Source organism: Brucella cytisi (assembly GCF_038433355.1).
GTDB lineage: Bacteria > Pseudomonadota > Alphaproteobacteria > Rhizobiales > Rhizobiaceae > Brucella > Brucella cytisi.
The window spans coordinates 113,061-129,788 of the sequence record NZ_JBCAUP010000010.1 but is presented as its reverse complement, the minus strand read 5'-3'; the positions used below and the strand labels follow the sequence as shown (position 1 = coordinate 129,788).

Sequence of the window (16,728 nt, the reverse complement as noted above, 5' to 3'; positions counted from 1 at the left end):
TCAGATGCAGGAACGGAAAAATATTTGCGGCTTCGGGAATAAATCGCGGTTGTCGATTGTCTTATCTCCATATCGCATGTCGCGATTGGAACCCCGTGAGGCAGATCATGAAAACGTTTGGTTTTATGTCCGTACTGGCAATCGCTACCGTGGCGGCGTCAGCCGCGCTGGCCGCGCCATCCGTCAAGACGATGGAAAGCTCGAAGGGGCAGGTGCTGGCAGGCGCCAAGGATATGACGCTCTACACTTTCGACAAGGATAGCAAGGGTGAATCCAGCTGCTATGATACTTGCGCAAAGAACTGGCCGCCCTTCATGGCGATGAAGGGAGCAAAGGCTTCCGGCGCATATACGCTGGTCAAGCGCAAGGATGGCAGCGAGCAATGGGCGAAAGACGGAATGCCGCTCTATTACTGGGTGAAGGACAAGAAGCCCGGCGATGTCACCGGAGACGGCGTTAATGGAGTCTGGCACGCAGCAAAGCCATGAGGCCGATGTGAGCCATCCTGCTCCCGAAAGCTTCGAGGGCCAGCTTCTGGCCCTCCTGCCGGTCATGCGGCGTTATTCGCGTAGCCTTGCTCAGTCCGATGCCGAAGGCGAGGACCTTTTGCAGGATTGCGTGGCGAAGGCGTTGTCGCGGCGCGGCCAGTGGCGTGGCCTCAATCTGCGTGGGTGGATACTCACGATGATGACCAACCTCTATCGCAATGGCTACAAAAGCCGCGCCCGGACCCGACATGAAACGCTGGATGCTGTGCAAAATGTCAGTGTAGCTGCGACGGAGACGGATCCGTTCCAGTTGCAGCAGCTTGAGGAGGCGATCAACACCCTGCCGGACGATAACCGCGCGGTGCTGATGCTCATCGTCGTCGAAGGCTACAGCTACGGCGAGGCGGCGGAAATGCTGGGCATACCTGTCGGAACGGTCATGTCGCGGCTTTCACGGGCAAGACATCGCGTTGCCGAACATATGAGCGGCTCGAATATTGTAACGCTTCGGAGAAACCGATGACAGAACGCAATTCTCCCATAACCGAAGCGGAACTGCTCGGCTTTGTCGACGGGCAATTGTCCGAAGCAGAACATGCGCGCATTGCCGGGCTTCTTGAGTGCAACCCCGAGCAGGCGGCGCTGGCTGCCGAATGGCGCAGACAGAACGAAGGTATCAGGCAACTCTTTTCCGGTTATGCCGAGGCAAAGAACGACGATCCCGGAATGATCCGCTCAGCGGGGATACGCCAGTCGCGCACCTATCGTAGCGCTGTTGCCGCAGCGGTTCTGGCGGCCTTGTTGATCGGCGCCGCTGGCGGCTTTGCTGGCTCGCGCCTGTTTGCGGAAGCAGAGCCACAAATAGCGAGCGTGCAGACTCTGCCGCAGCAGTCGCAGGCGGCATATCTCATCTATGCCAGCGAAGTACAGCATCCGGTTGAGGTCTTTTCCAACGAAGAGGCGCATCTTGCGACATGGCTTGGCAAACGGCTCGACATACCCGACCTTCGTGTTCCCGATCTCCGTTCGTTGGGCTTCCAGCTTGTCGGTGGGCGCCTGTTGCCGGTTGACGGCAAGGCGGGCGCCTTCTTCATGTATGAGGACGAGGCAGGGAAACGGCTTTCGGTGATCGTCGGTCGCAATCCGGATAACCGCGATACGAGTTTCCGTTTTGCTTCAAGCGATGGTGTCGAAACTTTCTACTGGATCGACAACGATCTTGGTTATGCAGTAAGCGGCGAGATTTCGCGCGAACGGCTGCGGCAGGTGGCGGAAGAATGCTACCGCCAGTTTCCGGGCTGACCTGCTTATCGGTCGTCGCTGAAAGCGTGAACCATCGCATCCTTTGAGCTGCCACTCGCGATCAATGCGGCAAGCAGGATGCGCGCCTGACCCGGGCGAAGCGTATGTGCGTGAATGGCTCCAGCTTCGCCAAGATCATATCCGCCGCCGCCGCCGCCATAGCCGGGTGTCAACAGGCCTTCCGGTACGCGGCTTGAAACTGCAACGGGAATATTGCGGCGCGAGCATTCGCGGACAGCTTCGACAACGCAGGGTGTGGTATTGCCCGAACCGAGCGCTGCAAGAACGATGCCGCTGGCACCGGCTGCAATGCTCGCTTCTATGTGGAGGGCATCGCAGCCGGGATAAATGGCAATCGTGTCGATCCGGCGTTCACCGACAGGGGCTGGAAGCGTCGGGCTCTGGATCTGCATCATACGTGCAGAGCGGAAGGCGTCGGCGCTGTCGCTGTTGAACTTGTATGCCCCCCAAGCCGGTACGATCCGTCCGCCGAAGGCAATAAGGACGCCTTTGTCGGCATTGGCCGGATCGCAGGCAAGCCGAATGGCGGTGGCGAGATTTTCCGGCCCATCCGCCTGCGGGTGGTCGGCGGTAAATTGTGCTCCGGTGAAAACCACGGGTTTGCTGATGCGGCGCTGCAGATGCACCAGCAGCGCCGTTTCTTCCATGGCATCCGTTCCGTGCAGGACGACGATGCCGTCGACGTCGCGATCCTTGAGGCAGGAACCGACGGCACCGCTGATGCGCTGCATGTCGGAAAGGGTGAGGCTTGCAGAATCCTTCGCCATCAGGTCGACCGGGAGAAGCTCCGCTTCAAGGTCCGGTACGAATTCCAGCAGATCCTCACCGGACAGGACCGGTGTGCTTGCTCCGTCTTCCCCACGCTTGCTGGCGATGGTGCCGCCAGTGGCGATCACCGCTATGGAAGGCTTTGCAAGCGTCATATTTCCGAATCCTCTCACTTACCGGGAATGCTGGCGTCTACAGCACGTTCGGTAGCAAGTCGATGGATGCGTTCACGCATCATATACCAGCCCAAGATGAGGGCAGGGCCGATGATTGCCAGCGAAGCAATCGTCCATGTGCCGACTGGATAGTCGAGTGCCATCAGGACAAGTACGCCAAGCAGGAATGCGAGTGTGAGGATGCCGGTGTAAGGTGCACCGAACATGCGGAAATCCGGGCGCACGATTTCGCCGCGACGCGCAAGATGCCAAAGTTTCAGCTGGCAAAGGACGATGACGCCCCATGCCGTGATGATGCCGAGCGCGGAGAGATTAAGCGCGATTTCAAAGGCTGCTGCAGGCACGACAGCATTGAGAACAACACCGATGACAGTGACGACAGCGGTAACCGCGATGCCCATATAGGGAACGCCGTTCTTGTTCATCTTGGCCAGTGAGGCTGGCGCCGAGCCGGAAATGGCCATGGAGTGCAGGATGCGTCCGGTGGAATAAAGCCCGGCATTCAGCGACGACAGAACCGCGGTCAGGACGACGAGGTTCATGATGATATCCGCACCTTCGACGCCGATCTTGCCGAAGAAGGTCACAAACGGGCTCTCGCCAGCAGAATAGGCTGTGTAGGGAAGAAGCAGCGACAGCAGCAGAACAGAACCTACATAAAAGACGAGAAGGCGGAAGACCACAGTGCGGATTGCGCGGGGCATGACCTTGCGCGGGTCTTCGGTTTCTCCCGCTGTGGTACCCAGCAACTCGATGGATGCATAAGCGAAAACCACACCCTGGATGATGATGAATGCAGGCAATATGCCGTTCGGGAAAAGGCCTCCGCTATCCGTGATGATGCTGAAGCCAGCCGAATGACCGTCAATCGGCGTGCCGGAGACAACGAAGTAAATGCCGACAACCAGAAAGGTCACGAGCGCAATGACCTTGACGAGACTGAACCAGAATTCCAGCTCGCCAAACACTTTCACCGACAGAAGGTTCATCGACAACACGATGACAAGGGCCGTCAGTGCGAACACCCATTGGTCAATGCCTTGCAGCCACGGCACATAGTGCTTGAAGAAATTCATATAGAGCGCGACAGCCGTTACGTCCGCAACCGACGTCATGGCCCAGTTGAGCCAGTACATCCAGCCTGCCACGAACGCCAGTTTTTCACCGTAGAATTCGCGGGCATAGGAGACGAAGGAACCGGAGCTGGGGCGATGCATGATGAGCTCGCCCAGTGCACGCAGCACCAGAAAGGCAAAGAAGCCGCAGAGGGCATAGACGAAGACCAGGGCCGGACCTGCCATTGCGAGGCGTCCGCCTGCACCGAGAAAGAGCCCGGTACCGATCGCGCCGCCGATGGCGATCATCTGGATCTGACGCGGTTTCAGGGCTTTGTGATAACCACGGTCCTCTTCAATGAACACTTCGCGTTCGGCCGGGGTGGCCTTCATGGTTTCGATCGGCATTGCTCCTCCCTGAGAGCGCGGTTTCGACAGGCGACCGTTCGGCGTGAAAGGCCAATTAGGGCGCGCCGCCGGTCATTCAATGAGGGTATGGAATTCATCCCTATTTGATGGGTATTCTGTAAAGCTGCATGACAGATTTTGAAGCCGGTTTTAACGCATATCGCAGAACGCGCGTCAAGTATTCGGCTTCAAATGAGAAGCATCGCATGCATTTCCGAAATAGGCTGGCAGGGAAAAAATAAGCAGGAATAAAGTGTTACCGGCTTGTGCTTATCTGGCATGAAAATACCGTGCCAAGCCGGATTGGCATGAATAATCTGCGCGAATCCTGTGTAAAGCAGTGTTCCTGCAATTGTGGTGTCAGACCTCATCCTTGCCGATGATCGTCGTTACAGCAGTCTTGACTTTGCTCAGATGCGCTTCCATCGCAGCGCGGGCATCAGCTTCCGATCCCGCCTCAATAGCTTCGACAATCAGGCGATGTTCGACATTCGAAGCTTCGCGGCGGCCAGACATCAGGTTGACGAGTTCAGATTGCTGGATCAGCGCCTCGCGGGCATCAGCGACAATCTTGGAGAAGACCGTGTTTCCGGAAGCCTCGGCAATCGCGCAGTGAAATTCGGAATCGAGCAATTCCCATTTCTGCGGGTCCGTCTGGCGGTCCATCTTGTCGCAAAGTTCAAGCAGGTTGGCGAGTTGTTCGGCGCTGCGTCGTAAAGCTGCCCAACCTGCCGCCGGCACTTCGATGAACGGGCGTGCCTCGATCAGATCACGCGCGGAATAGCCGCCATAATTCAGTTCGCTCGCGGGGGAAGCATTCAGGACGTAGGTGCCACTACCTGTCCGGGTCTGGGTGAGGCCCAGTGTCTGTAGTGACCGCAGCGCCTCCCGCACGATTGGGCGGCTGACACCGAACCGGCCAGCGAGTTGAGTTTCAGAGGGCAGGCGGGTGCCCACGGCAAGGCGACCGGATGTGATGGCCAAGCGAATATCGTCGAATACAACTTCAGCCGCATTCTTTCGTGTGACCGGATGTGTGTCCGATAACCAGTCGGCCAATTCGCTCATGTCCGAACCTCCGTCAATTGCTTCGCTCCTGTCAAGCAGCTAGGCAATTTTCAGAAGGATATCAATCCCAAAGCGGTTCAAAAGGGCAGATCAAAAGACACAAAAAGCCCTGCGATCCGGCTGGAGCGCAGGGCTTTCCTATTGGAACTTATCAGGCCGCTGTGGCGGCCGTGTTCAACTTGTTGGCCGACAGGATGCTGATGAAAGCTGCACCATAAGCCGTGAGCGGCGCCATCTTGGCAAGCGCGCTCGCAATGGCGTCATGGTGGCTCAGCTCTTCCTCGGAATCGTGGCGGAAGGATACGCAAACAGTTTCGCCATCTTCACCGATGAATTCTACCTGATAGGAATTTTCCTTGTCGCATCTTTTGACCAGAGCATCGACAATTTGCATGCAATCATTCTCCTTCCGAGCCGCATGAACGCGCTGGAATGAAGATGGTTCCATAAAATTTTATCTTTTTGTCCAATCTCAGTTCCGGCTTGACAGGCGGGCTGCACCCAGTGCCGCTGCGAACGCAATGGCAAGCATGACAAAGGTGAATTCGGCAACCGCAGACCATCCATCCGCAACCCAGAAATAGCCGCCCGCTGCACCGGCGACACTGGAGCCGAGATAGTAGGCGAGCAGATAGAGCGATGACGCATGTCCCTTTGTGTGGAGAGCGAGCCGACCGACCAGAGCGCTGGCGACCGAATGGCTGACGAAGAAGCCGACTGTCACGAGGATGATACCCACAATGATGACAGGCAGCGGTGCAAAGAGGGTCAGAAGACAGCCCGCAGCCTGTATGGCAAGCCCGATGGGAAGCACGGTGAAATAGCCGAGCCTGTCGCCCATTCTGCCAGCAAGCCATGAAGCTGCAATGCCGAACAGATAGACCGTGAAAATGGCGCCGAGCGCCGTCTGGCTGAGGCTAAAAGGCGCCGTCACGAGGCGGAAACCGATATAGTTATAGATGGTGACGAACGAGCCCATCACGAGAAAGCCAATGGCAAAGAGCAGTGGCAAGGCCGGGTTGCGGATGTGACTGATCTACGCGCTGAGGTGAAACCGTGCATTGAAGCCGGGGCGCGGGACGAAGTTCTGCGAGGCGGGCAGCAGGAGGAGGAAACCAATGGATGACGCTAGTCCCAGCAGGCCCATACCTGCCAGGCCGACACGCCAGGAGAAATACTCTGCGAGCGTTCCGGCGATGACACGGCCCGCCATGCCGCCGAATGCATTGCCAGCAATATAAAGTCCCATTGACGCGCCAAGGCCGCGCGGGTCGATTTCTTCCGCCAGATAGGTCATGGCGACCGCAGGCACGCCGCCAAGCAGCAGGCCCTGCAGGGCGCGAATGACGAGCAGCATATGCCAGTCCGGCACCAATGCACTGGCTATTGTGCAGAGTGCGGAGCCGAGGAGCGAGGCGAACATCAGTGTCCTGCGCCCGAAGCGTTCGGATACGGCTGCGGCACAGAAAATTGCAAAGGCGAGAAAGCCTGTCGAAACAGAAAGCGACAAGGAGCTGGCTGCAGGCGTGATGTTAAAATCATGCGCGAAAAGCGGCATCAGCGGCTGGACACAGTAAAGCAGGGAGAAGGTCGCAAAGCCGGACAGAAACAGCGCGATGCTCGCATTACGGAATGCCGGCGTTCCCTTGACGAGATAATTTTTCTGTTCGGTTGCCCTGGGAGCTGAAACGAGCTTGAGCTGGCTTTCCGGTGTTCTGACGCTGTCGAGGCTGCGTTCTGCGAGGCGTGACATGACTTTGCCTTTTTAAATCCTCCCGCTTTTTGATCTAGTCAAAGATGTTTCATTTGTCCAATATATGGATGTGACGATTGTAATAGCTTTTGGATATGGCGATGGAACTGCGTCATCTGCGTTATTTTCTGGCTGTGGCCGAAGAGAGCAATTTTACACGTGCGGCTGCGAAGCTCGGTATCGGCCAGCCACCGCTCAGCCAGCAGATACGCGACCTCGAAAACGAGATCGGCGTTGCGCTGTTTCATCGCGTGCCGCACGGAGCGGAACTTACCGCAGCAGGAACGGCTTTCCTCGGTGAAGCGAAGGCTTCTCTTGCTGCCGCCGAGAAGGCGAAGCTCGCAGCGCAAGGCGCGGCACGGGGAGAAACCGGCAGGCTGGCATTGGGCTTTACCGCTTCGTCTGCCTTCAATCCGGTCGTCAGTGGCACGATCCGTAAATTTCGCGCCAGATGGCCCGATGTCCGGCTGACCCTGACGGAGATGAACAGCCATCTTCTGATGGAAAAGCTGGTCAGGGGGGAAGTGGACGCCGCCTTCATCCGACCCGGTTTGGAAAACCCCAAGGATGTGCGCATGAAACGGCTGGCTGATGAGCCGATGCTGATCGCCCTGCCGAGCCATCATCCGCTTGCGGTTCACCCCAAATTGCCAATTTCAGCTCTGGCAAATGAGGCATTTGTGCTTTTCCCGCGTATTGTGGGGCTTAGCCTTTACGACGACGTGGTTGAGGCTTGCCGAAATGCAGGCTTTGAAATGATCGTGGCGCAGGAAGCGCCGCAGATGCCGTCGGTCGTAAACCTGGTCGCTGCCGATCTTGGCGTTTCGATTGTTCCCGCTGCCATTGCCCAGATCAAGCTGGCCGGTGTCACATACAGGCCTATTGAAGGAGAGCCGCTTCTGGCTCGGCTGGGGCTGGTTTCGATGAAGAACAACCGGTCGCCGCTCATCGATAATCTGATTAGCCTGTTACCGGATCAGTAATCATTCCGTATCGTCGTCGGAAGCGATAAGTTGCCGGCTGTGTCGGCGTTGACCGTCACTTTTGGACATGTATGATGGTTGTCGCGGCGACGTACTTGGGAAGGGGACGCTGCTTTTCCATCCTTAAGATAACCGTTCACGAGGGCTGACGCCCACAAGCCGAACGGTCGATTTTGCTCTATCCCGTCCGATTGGAGATTTTCGTGAAAAGACTTCTGATTACCGGTGCTGCGGGCGGACTCGGGCGCGTAATGCGAGATAAACTGGCCGGCAAAGCCGAGCTGCTACGCCTGTCCGACGTTGCCGATCTCGGCAAAGCCAAACTCAATGAAGAGTTGGTTCAATGCGACCTCGGCGATTTAGAGGCAGTCATGCGTCTTGTCGAAGGTTGCGACGGTATTCTGCATCTCGGTGGTATTTCGACCGAGGCGTCTTTCAGCAAGATACTCAACGCAAATATCGTCGGGATGTACAATCTGTATGAAGCCGCGCGGGCGCATGGCCATCCGCGTATCATTTTTGCCAGCTCAAACCATACGATCGGTTTCTATAAACAGGACGAATATATCGACGCAAAGGCCCCCACACGTCCAGACGGTCTTTACGGCATTTCAAAATGCTTCGGCGAGTCCATTGCCAGCATGTATCATGACAAATTCGGTCAGGAGACGGCAATCGTTCGCATCGGCTCGTGTTTTGAGGAGCCGCGCAATCATCGCATGCTTTCGACCTGGATGTCGTATGACGATTTCGCTGGTCTGATTGAGTGTGTTTTCCGGGCGCCGATGCTGGGATGTCCCGTTATCTGGGGTGTTTCGAACAACGATTCGGCGTGGTGGGACAACAGCCATGCCCGTTTTCTCGGCTGGCACCCCAAGGACAATGCGGAACGTTTCCGGGTCGAGTTGGAGAAGACAACGCCGCGACCAGCGCCGGATTCAGCACTCGCGGTCTATCAGGGCGGTACATTTGTCGATGAACCGGTCCATCAGGATGATTGATCGGAACCTTTCTGTTTAACGGCAGAAGCCTTGTAAGGTCAGGGCTCCTCCGGTTTGATAACACCTTGGAGTGCATATTTTGCTTTACGTACCTCAAAACGAAAGCTAAGCTTTTTATCGTGACGCTTTGGGAGGAGTTCACGTGCAGCCAGAACTGTCGGCAAAGAGCATATTAAAGACGCAAAAAATGCGGCAGTTCGCTGTGGGTGGTTGCGCATGAGTGCGCCAGATAAAGATGACGGGCCAACACTGCTGGAGGCTGTGTCGCTTTCCAAATCATTCGGTCCTGTTCAGGTTCTGAAAAATATCGATCTGCGCATTTTCGGCGGCGAAGTCCATGCGATCATCGGCGAGAATGGAGCCGGGAAATCGACGCTGATGAAGTTGCTTGCAGGCAATGAGCGTCCTACGAGCGGAGAAATCCGCATCGACGGCAAGCCGGTTACTTTCTCGGGGCCGGTGGAGGCCGAAGCGCAGGGCATTGTGCTGGTGCATCAGGAAATTCTCCTCGCACCCGATTTGACCGTCGCGCAGAACATCTATCTTGGTCGCGAGCTTAACCGTGGACTGGTTGTCGATGATAAATCGATGCGCGAAGGTGCGCGCAAGGCCATTCATGATCTGGGCGCCGATATCGATCCGGATGCGGTTGTCGGCTCCCTGTCGATTGCGCAGCGCCAGCTGGTCCAGATCGCCCGCGTGCTGCTGGTGCCGCATCGTGTGGTGATTTTTGACGAACCGACCGCTTCGCTGACACCGTTTGAGACGGAAGCGCTGCTGAAAGTCATTCGCGACATTCGCGCAAAGGGCGTCGCTGTTCTTTATATCTCGCACCGCCTGCCGGAAGTGAAGGAAATATCCGATCGCGTGACCGTGCTTCGCGACGGCAAGCTTGTTTCAGCACACCTGTCTTCGGAATTACAGCCGTCCGACATGGCCCGCCTGATGGTCGGTCGTGACGTTTCAAAGCTTTATCCTGACCGCGCAAGCCAGCATGACAACGCTGCCATTCTCGAAGTCGATAGCTTCAGCGTACCCGGCTACGTGCAAAATGCGAGCTTCCATCTCAACCGGGGCGAGATACTCGGCTTTGCCGGTCTGGTCGGCGCCGGACGCACGGAGCTGATGGAAGGGATCGTCGGTCTGCGACCCGGTAAGGGGGATGCACGCCACAATGGCAAGCCGGTTCATTTCCGCAATGCGCATGAAAGCCAGAAGGCGGGAATTGTTTATCTCAGTGAGGATCGGAAGGGCAAAGGGCTGCTTCTGTCCAAGGACCTTGGCGTCAATCTCACGCTAGCTTCATTGAAGAAATTCGTGAGTGGTTTGCAGATCGACCGCAACCGGGAACGCTCCGCGCTCGATGATGCGATCCGCGAGTTCGATATTCGCACGGGCCGCAAGGACATTCTGGCAGGACAGCTTTCGGGAGGAAACCAGCAGAAGCTTTTGCTTGCCAAGATGATGATGCTCGATCCGTCCATCGTGATCATCGATGAACCGACACGCGGCATCGATGTCGGCACGAAGGAACAGATTTATCAGTTCATCGCCAATCTGGCCGATGAGGGGAAATCAATCATCGTCGTTTCGTCGGAAATGCCGGAACTGATCGGTATCTGCGACCGCATCGTCGTGATGCGGGAGGGGCAGGTTGCCGGTGAGGTGACAGGCGACCGCATGACGGAACATGACATCGTCGTGCTTGCAACCGGCGTTAAAGCCGAAAATGCCGCATAAAAACAATAAAGTGGGAAGCAGATGACACAGGTTGCGACCGATAAAAGCTCAGTGGCGAGGACGTCCAAGGATTGGGATCTGCGGGCAATTGCCCCGTTCATCGCGCTCGCCCTGCTGCTTGTTCTGGGCACGATTGCCAATCCGAACTTCATCAGCATCGACAATCTTCTCAATGTCGCAACGCGTAGCGCTTTCATCGCCATTATCGCGCTTGGTGCCACCTATGTGATTTCATCCGGCGGGCTCGACCTGTCCGTGGGTGCAATGGTGGCATTTGTCGCCAGTATCATGATCCTGTTTATGAATAGTGGAGTGATTGCCGATCCGGTGATGATGCTGATTGCAGCCGTGATGCTGGCGCTGATTGTCGGTGCAGCCTGCGGCCTGTTGAATGGTCTGATAACGACGGTTGGCGGCATCGAGCCATTTATCGCCACGCTCGGCACTATGGGCATCTATCGTGGTCTCACCACATGGTTGTCGCAAGGTGGCGCGATCACCTTGCGCAATCCGGACATTCAGGCGCTTTATCGCCCGGCCTATTTTGGTTCCATTTTTGGCGTGCCGGTGCCGGTTATCGTGATCTTCGTGACTGCGGCACTTGCGGCATTCGTCCTCTATCGGACCCGCTATGGCCGCCATGTCATCGCAGTCGGATCGAACGAGGATGTAGCGCGCTATTCCGGCATTTCAGTCAAGAAAGTGCGGACTATAGCCTTCATCATTCAGGGCCTTTGCGTCGCTGTGGCCGTGCTTTTTTATGTGCCGCGTCTGGGTTCTACCTCGGCGACGACCGGCCTGATGTGGGAACTGCAGGCGATTACCGCCGTCGTTGTCGGCGGAACAGCTCTACGTGGCGGGGTGGGCCGTATCTGGGGCACGATCTGTGGCGCATTCATTCTGGAGATCATCGGAAACATCATGATCTTGTCGAACTTCGTCAGCGAGTATCTGCTCGGGGCAATTCAGGGCGCGATTATCATCATCGCCATGCTGGTGCAACGTTCGCTTTCGCGAAGATAGGTCTAATGCATGTCTCCCAAAAGTGAAAACCGGTTTTGGGATGAAGACATGCATAAAAACAAAAGCTTAAAGCGTGTCATACGAGTACGATAAAATGCGACACGCTTTAAGGATTGGCGGAATTGTTGGGGCGATTCCAGCCAGAGAGGAATGAGAGCCCCGTGTTTACTGGGAGGAAGACTATGCGAGGGAATTTGATGAAGCTTGCTTTCGCCGCTTTGACGGCGGGTGCGCTTGCCTTTGGCAGCGCAGCAAGCGCACAGGACAAGAAGGTGACGATTGGCGTGTCGATCCCGGCTGCCGATCACGGCTGGACGGCAGGTGTCGTCTATCACGCCGAACGCGTGGCGAAGCTTCTGATGGCTGAACATCCGGGCCTCAACGTCATCGTCAAGACGTCGCCCGACGCGGCATCGCAGGCCAATGCGTTGCAGGATCTGGCCGTTCAGGGCCTCGACGGGCTGGTTGTTCTGCCGACCGATCCCGATCCGCTCGTCAACGCCATCAAGGAAATCAAGGACAAGGGAACCTTTGTCGCTCTGGTCGACCGCGCACCGAGCAGCAACGACAATTCCATCCGCGATCTTTACGTGGCGGGTAACAACCCGGCACTCGGACAGGTGGCTGGCGAATATATCAAGAAGACCACGCCCGATGCGCAGGTCGTCGTTATTCGCGGCCTGCCGATCCCGATCGATCAGCAGCGTCAGGACGGTTTCGACAAGGGCATTGAAGGCTCCAACGTGAAGGTTCTCGACCGCCAGTATGGCAACTGGAACCGCGACGATGCTTTCCGTGTCATGCAGGACTTCCTGACCAAATATCCGAAGATCGATGTGGTCTGGGCACAGGATGACGACATGCTTGTCGGCGTTCTCGAAGCTATCAAGCAGGCCAACCGCAGCGACATCCAGTATGTTGTGGGCGGTGCAGGCTCCAAGGACATGATCAAGAAGGTGATGGATGACGACAAGCTTGTGCCGGTTGATGTTCTCTATCCGCCAGCAATGGTTTCAACTGCCATGGAACTCGCCGCCGGTCATTTCTATGACCAGATTCCTGTGAGCGGCAGCTACATCCTCGATGCAACGCTCGTCACCAAGGACAATGCGAAGGATTTCTATTTCCCGGATTCGCCGTTCTAAGGTGCTAGAATATCGTGCGCCTGTCTAAGCGGGCGCACGGCTTTTCTTTTCATTCCCGATATGCAGCGCGAAGCGCGCTCTCAAATTGCTCGATGCCGGTTGATGGCGGGGTCTGGGCAGATTCAGGAGAAATTTGATGAAGACGATCAAGGGCCCCGGGATTTTTCTTGGGCAGTTCGCAGGCGATGAAGCGCCGTTCAACACATGGGATGGCATCACCAAATGGGCTGCCGAAAAAGGCTATGCCGGGGTGCAGGTTCCCACATGGGCGAGCCAGCTGATCGATCTGAGGCAAGCTTCTGAATCGAAGGATTATTGCGATGAATTCGCCGGTGTAGCACGTCAGAATGGTGTCGAAGTCACGGAGCTTTCGACCCATCTGCAGGGACAACTCGTTGCGGTGCACCCGGCCTATGACGAAGCTTTCGACGGTTTCGCAGTACCGGAAGTACGCGGCAATCCCAAGGCGCGTCAGGCCTGGGCGGTCGAGCAGGTAAAGATGGCGATCCGCGCCTCACGCAATCTCGGCATCGGCGCACATGCGACCTTCTCCGGCGCGCTGGCCTGGCCGTTTGTCTACCCATGGCCGCAGCGTCCTGCCGGTCTGGTGGAAACAGCATTTGGGGAACTTGCCCGACGCTGGAAGCCGATCCTCGATCACGCTGACGAACACGGCGTCGATATCTGCTATGAAATCCATCCGGGCGAAGACCTTCACGACGGTGTGACCTTCGAGATGTTTCTGGAGCAGGTCAAAAATCACCCGCGGGCCAATATGCTTTACGACCCGTCGCATTATGTCCTGCAGTGCCTCGATTATCTGGACAATATCGACATCTACAAGGACCGTATTAAGATGTTCCACGTCAAGGATGCGGAGTTTAATCCGACCGGGCGGCAAGGTGTCTATGGCGGCTATCAGGGCTGGGTCAATCGTGCAGGCCGCTTCCGCTCGCTCGGTGACGGGCAGGTGGATTTCGGCGCGGTATTCTCCAAAATGGCCGCGAACGATTTTGACGGCTGGGCCGTTGTCGAATGGGAATGCGCGCTGAAGCATCCTGAAGATGGAGCGCGTGAAGGCGCGGAGTTCGTCAAGGCGCACATCATCCGCGTCACTGACAAGGCATTTGACGATTTCGCATCCGGCGGCACCGATGACGCTGCCAATCGCCGTATGCTCGGCCTATAAGATATAGGGATCGATATGACCATCGAAGCAAAGACCACGGAAACAGCTGCTCCCCGTATCCGCCTCGGCATGGTGGGTGGTGGTGCTGGCGCGTTTATCGGCGGTGTTCACCGTATGGCGGCGCGGCTCGACAACCGGTTCGAACTGGTGGCAGGCGCTTTGTCGTCATCAGTGGAAAAGGCGCAGGCCTCGGGGCGTGAACTGGGGCTGGCCGAAGACCGCATCTATTCCAGCTACAAGGACATGGCTATTCGTGAGGCGCGGCTGAAAAACGGCATTGAAGCCGTTTCCATCGTAACGCCGAACCACGTTCACTATGAAGCTGCCAAGGAGTTTCTGCGGCGCGGCATTCACGTCATCTGCGACAAGCCGCTGACCTCGACGCTTGCCGATGCGAAGAAGTTGAAAAAGGTCGCTGATGAAAGCGGCGCCTTGTTCGTTCTGACGCATAATTACACCGGCTATCCGATGGTGCGGCAGGCGCGCGAGATGATCGCCAATGGTGACCTTGGTGATCTTCGTGTCGTGCAGGTGGAATATGCACAGGACTGGCTGACAGAAGCGGTGGAAGCGACAGGTGCCAAGGGCGCTGTCTGGCGCACCGATCCGGCGCAATCAGGGTTAGGCGGCGCGACCGGTGATATTGGCACGCACGCGTTCAATCTCGCCTCCTTCGTGACCGGCCTGACGCTTGACAGTCTTGCCGCTGATCTCGATAGTTTTGTCGAAGGGCGTCGCCTCGACGACAATGCGCACGTGATGCTGCGTTTTGCGGGCGGTGCCAAGGGCATGCTCTGGTGCAGTCAGGTTGCGCCCGGCAATGAAAATGCGCTGCGCCTGCGTGTCTATGGCACAAAGGGCGGCATTGAATGGGCGCAGGAAGATCCGAACTATCTCTGGTTCACGCCTTTCGGCGAGCAAAAGCGGCTCATCACGCGGGGCGGTGCCGGTGTTGGCTCTGCGAGCGCCCGCGTGACCCGCGTACCGGCTGGGCATCCTGAAGGTTATCTGGAAGCTTTTGCTACGATCTATTCGGAAGCGGCCAATGCCATCGAAGCTCATCGCAACGGCAAAAAGCCGGATAGCGCCGTGATTTATCCAACCGTCGATGACGGCTTGAAGGGCGTTGCTTTCATCGATGCCTGCGTGCGCTCGTCACAGAAAAACGGCGGCTGGGTCAAGCTTTAAAAACTGACATGGATTAAAGGAAAGGGCGCCACTGGCGCCCTTTTTGTTCACGCCGGTTTGCTGATTCAAACGTAGCGATTGACGACGTTTTCGAGATACTCCTGGCGGCCGGATTTCGGCTGCGGATTGATGTCCTTCGTTTCGACTTCAGCCGTGATCTGGTCCAGCGAGAGGCCAGTCAAAAGCTTCTTGCCGAAATCGCTGTTCCAGCCTGCATAACGCTCATCGAGCGGCTTGGACAATGCGCCGTCTTCAAGCATTGCGGCGGCTGCTTTCAGCCCGCGTGCACAGCAATCCATGCCACCGATGTGGCCGATCAGCAGGTCCTGCGGATCGAGTGACTGACGGCGCAGCTTGGCGTCGAAATTCGTGCCACCGGTGGTGAAGCCGCCTGCAAGCAGGACCTGATAATAGGCGAGCGCCATTTCGGGCACATTGTTCGGGAACTGGTCCGTATCCCAGCCTGACTGATAGTCATTGCGGTTCATGTCGATGGAACCGAAAATGCCAAGCGCACGGGCAAGCGCCAGTTCATGCTCGAACGAGTGACCGGCCAGAATGGCGTGGCCCTGCTCGATATTGACCTTTACTTCGTTTTCGAGGCCGTAACGCTTCAGGAAGCCATAGACCGTCGCGACGTCGTAATCATATTGATGCTTGGTCGGCTCCTGCGGCTTCGGTTCGATCAGGATCGTGCCCTTGAAACCGATCTTATGCTTGTATTCGACTACCAGATTGAGGAACCGCCCCATCTGGTCGAGTTCGCGTCCAAGATCGGTGTTGAGCAGCGTTTCATAGCCTTCGCGACCACCCCAGAGCACGTAGTTCTCACCACCGAGCCGTTTCGTCGCGTCGATGCAGCTTTTTACGGTCGCTGCGGCAAAGGCGAACACATCGGGATCTGGATTGGTTGCGGCCCCGCCCATATAGCGGCGGTTGGAAAAGAGATTGGCTGTGCCCCAGAGAAGCTTTACGCCGGTTTCGGCCTGCTTTTTCTCGAAGATATCGACAATTTCATTGAGATATCGCGTGTTTTCCGCAAAGTTGCGCCCTTCGGGCCGCACATCTGCATCATGGAAGCAATAATAGGGCGCGCCAAGCAGGGAAAAGAACTCGAAGGCCACGTCAGCCTTGAGCTTTGCCGCATCCAGCTCGTTGGAATACCAGGGACGGTCGAAGGTGCGTCCGCCGAACGGGTCGCCACCCTCCCAGGCAAAGCTGTGCCAGTAGGCGACCGCAAAGCGCAGATGGTCTTCCATACGCTTGCCCAGCACGATTTCATCCGGATTATAGTGGCGGAATGCCAGCGGGTTGTCGCTGTCCGGTCCCTCATATTTAACCTTCTGAATGTCGCCGAAAAATCCGGTGCTCATTGTGTCCTCCCGTTCGAATGTCGTCATGTCTAATTGTTTGCGGCAGC

General features: G+C 56.8%; 15 protein-coding genes and 1 pseudogene. 10 read left to right on the top strand and 6 right to left on the bottom strand.

Going from position 1 to position 16,728, the window contains the following annotated elements:
• Positions 1 to 107: 107 nt before the first annotated feature.
• The 3 genes from AAE521_RS10970 to AAE521_RS10960 are packed head-to-tail and all read left to right on the top strand — an operon-like array spanning position 108 to position 1,790.
• Positions 108 to 488, top strand: coding sequence for a COG4315 family predicted lipoprotein (locus AAE521_RS10970; protein WP_012092824.1), 381 nt, complete (start codon positions 108 to 110; stop codon positions 486 to 488).
• Positions 460 to 1,011: an RNA polymerase sigma factor gene (locus AAE521_RS10965; RefSeq protein WP_342061324.1), complete on the top strand. Its 552-nt coding sequence runs from the start codon at positions 460 to 462 to the stop codon at positions 1,009 to 1,011. Before AAE521_RS10970 ends, AAE521_RS10965 begins: the two co-directional genes overlap by 29 nt.
• Positions 1,008 to 1,790, top strand: a complete 783-nt coding sequence (locus AAE521_RS10960) for an anti-sigma factor family protein (protein ID WP_342061323.1) — start codon at positions 1,008 to 1,010, stop codon at positions 1,788 to 1,790. Before AAE521_RS10965 ends, AAE521_RS10960 begins: the two co-directional genes overlap by 4 nt.
• A 5-nt stretch (positions 1,791 to 1,795) precedes the next feature.
• Here AAE521_RS10960 and AAE521_RS10955 read toward each other — a convergent pair whose 3' ends face one another.
• From AAE521_RS10955 to AAE521_RS10935, 5 genes and pseudogenes are all read right to left on the bottom strand, one after another.
• Positions 1,796 to 2,734 carry an asparaginase gene (locus tag AAE521_RS10955; RefSeq protein WP_071630874.1) on the bottom strand — a complete coding sequence of 313 codons (939 nt, stop codon included), beginning with the start codon at positions 2,732 to 2,734 and terminating at the stop codon, positions 1,796 to 1,798.
• Between the two features lie 14 nt (positions 2,735 to 2,748).
• A complete protein-coding gene (locus AAE521_RS10950) occupies positions 2,749 to 4,218 on the bottom strand; it encodes an amino acid permease (RefSeq protein ID WP_010658598.1) in 1,470 nt (489 codons plus the stop codon).
• Between the two features lie 360 nt (positions 4,219 to 4,578).
• Positions 4,579 to 5,286, bottom strand: a complete 708-nt coding sequence (locus AAE521_RS10945; protein ID WP_342061322.1) for a FadR/GntR family transcriptional regulator — start codon at positions 5,284 to 5,286, stop codon at positions 4,579 to 4,581.
• A 151-nt stretch (positions 5,287 to 5,437) separates the two neighbouring features.
• A complete protein-coding gene (locus AAE521_RS10940) occupies positions 5,438 to 5,680 on the bottom strand; it encodes a hypothetical protein (RefSeq protein WP_084094010.1) in 243 nt (80 codons plus the stop codon).
• 78 nt (positions 5,681 to 5,758) lie between these two features.
• A pseudogene (locus AAE521_RS10935) lies at positions 5,759 to 7,039 on the bottom strand (MFS transporter).
• 101 nt (positions 7,040 to 7,140) lie between these two features.
• On the opposite strand from AAE521_RS10935, the gene AAE521_RS10930 reads away from it, so the two are divergent.
• The 7 genes from AAE521_RS10930 to AAE521_RS10900 all read left to right on the top strand — a co-directional run bounded on the left by AAE521_RS10930 (position 7,141) and on the right by AAE521_RS10900 (position 15,308).
• Positions 7,141 to 8,022, top strand: coding sequence for a LysR family transcriptional regulator (locus AAE521_RS10930; protein ID WP_071630870.1), 882 nt, complete (start codon positions 7,141 to 7,143; stop codon positions 8,020 to 8,022).
• 203 nt (positions 8,023 to 8,225) lie between these two features.
• Positions 8,226 to 9,023 (top strand): NAD-dependent epimerase/dehydratase family protein, encoded by a 798-nt coding sequence (locus tag AAE521_RS10925; RefSeq protein WP_071630869.1) that lies wholly within the window; start codon positions 8,226 to 8,228, stop codon positions 9,021 to 9,023.
• Between the two features lie 216 nt (positions 9,024 to 9,239).
• Positions 9,240 to 10,763, top strand: a complete 1,524-nt coding sequence (locus AAE521_RS10920; RefSeq protein WP_071630868.1) for a sugar ABC transporter ATP-binding protein — start codon at positions 9,240 to 9,242, stop codon at positions 10,761 to 10,763.
• Between the two features lie 21 nt (positions 10,764 to 10,784).
• Positions 10,785 to 11,786 carry an ABC transporter permease gene (locus AAE521_RS10915; protein ID WP_342061321.1) on the top strand — a complete coding sequence of 334 codons (1,002 nt, stop codon included), beginning with the start codon at positions 10,785 to 10,787 and terminating at the stop codon, positions 11,784 to 11,786.
• 182 nt (positions 11,787 to 11,968) lie between these two features.
• Positions 11,969 to 12,931, top strand: a complete 963-nt coding sequence (locus AAE521_RS10910) for a substrate-binding domain-containing protein (RefSeq protein WP_071630866.1) — start codon at positions 11,969 to 11,971, stop codon at positions 12,929 to 12,931.
• Positions 12,932 to 13,067: 136 nt separating this feature from the next.
• The gene (locus AAE521_RS10905; RefSeq protein WP_012092836.1) at positions 13,068 to 14,120 is read left to right on the top strand and encodes a sugar phosphate isomerase/epimerase family protein; all 1,053 of its coding nucleotides are present in this window, start codon (positions 13,068 to 13,070) and stop codon (positions 14,118 to 14,120) included.
• 15 nt (positions 14,121 to 14,135) lie between these two features.
• Positions 14,136 to 15,308 carry a Gfo/Idh/MocA family protein gene (locus AAE521_RS10900; RefSeq protein WP_071630865.1) on the top strand — a complete coding sequence of 391 codons (1,173 nt, stop codon included), beginning with the start codon at positions 14,136 to 14,138 and terminating at the stop codon, positions 15,306 to 15,308.
• 65 nt (positions 15,309 to 15,373) lie between these two features.
• Here the strand turns inward: AAE521_RS10900 and xylA are convergent, their stop codons facing one another.
• Positions 15,374 to 16,681 carry a xylose isomerase gene (gene xylA / locus AAE521_RS10895; RefSeq protein ID WP_342061320.1) on the bottom strand — a complete coding sequence of 436 codons (1,308 nt, stop codon included), beginning with the start codon at positions 16,679 to 16,681 and terminating at the stop codon, positions 15,374 to 15,376.
• Positions 16,682 to 16,728 lie beyond the last annotated feature (47 nt).

What these genes read in the sequence shown, in the direction of transcription:
- AAE521_RS10900 (WP_071630865.1), top strand. Translation starts at nt 14,136, where the DNA reads ATGACCATCGAAGCAAAGACCACGGAAACAGCTGCTCCCCGTATCCGC.
- AAE521_RS10950 (WP_010658598.1), bottom strand. Translation starts at nt 4,218, where the DNA reads ATGCCGATCGAAACCATGAAGGCCACCCCGGCCGAACGCGAAGTGTTC.
- AAE521_RS10910 (WP_071630866.1), top strand. Translation starts at nt 11,969, where the DNA reads ATGCGAGGGAATTTGATGAAGCTTGCTTTCGCCGCTTTGACGGCGGGT.
- AAE521_RS10945 (WP_342061322.1), bottom strand. Translation starts at nt 5,286, where the DNA reads ATGAGCGAATTGGCCGACTGGTTATCGGACACACATCCGGTCACACGA.
- AAE521_RS10970 (WP_012092824.1), top strand. Translation starts at nt 108, where the DNA reads ATGAAAACGTTTGGTTTTATGTCCGTACTGGCAATCGCTACCGTGGCG.
- AAE521_RS10920 (WP_071630868.1), top strand. Translation starts at nt 9,240, where the DNA reads ATGAGTGCGCCAGATAAAGATGACGGGCCAACACTGCTGGAGGCTGTG.
- AAE521_RS10940 (WP_084094010.1), bottom strand. Translation starts at nt 5,680, where the DNA reads ATGCAAATTGTCGATGCTCTGGTCAAAAGATGCGACAAGGAAAATTCC.
- AAE521_RS10955 (WP_071630874.1), bottom strand. Translation starts at nt 2,734, where the DNA reads ATGACGCTTGCAAAGCCTTCCATAGCGGTGATCGCCACTGGCGGCACC.
- AAE521_RS10930 (WP_071630870.1), top strand. Translation starts at nt 7,141, where the DNA reads ATGGAACTGCGTCATCTGCGTTATTTTCTGGCTGTGGCCGAAGAGAGC.
- AAE521_RS10915 (WP_342061321.1), top strand. Translation starts at nt 10,785, where the DNA reads ATGACACAGGTTGCGACCGATAAAAGCTCAGTGGCGAGGACGTCCAAG.
- AAE521_RS10905 (WP_012092836.1), top strand. Translation starts at nt 13,068, where the DNA reads ATGAAGACGATCAAGGGCCCCGGGATTTTTCTTGGGCAGTTCGCAGGC.
- AAE521_RS10960 (WP_342061323.1), top strand. Translation starts at nt 1,008, where the DNA reads ATGACAGAACGCAATTCTCCCATAACCGAAGCGGAACTGCTCGGCTTT.
- AAE521_RS10965 (WP_342061324.1), top strand. Translation starts at nt 460, where the DNA reads ATGGAGTCTGGCACGCAGCAAAGCCATGAGGCCGATGTGAGCCATCCT.
- xylA (WP_342061320.1), bottom strand. Translation starts at nt 16,681, where the DNA reads ATGAGCACCGGATTTTTCGGCGACATTCAGAAGGTTAAATATGAGGGA.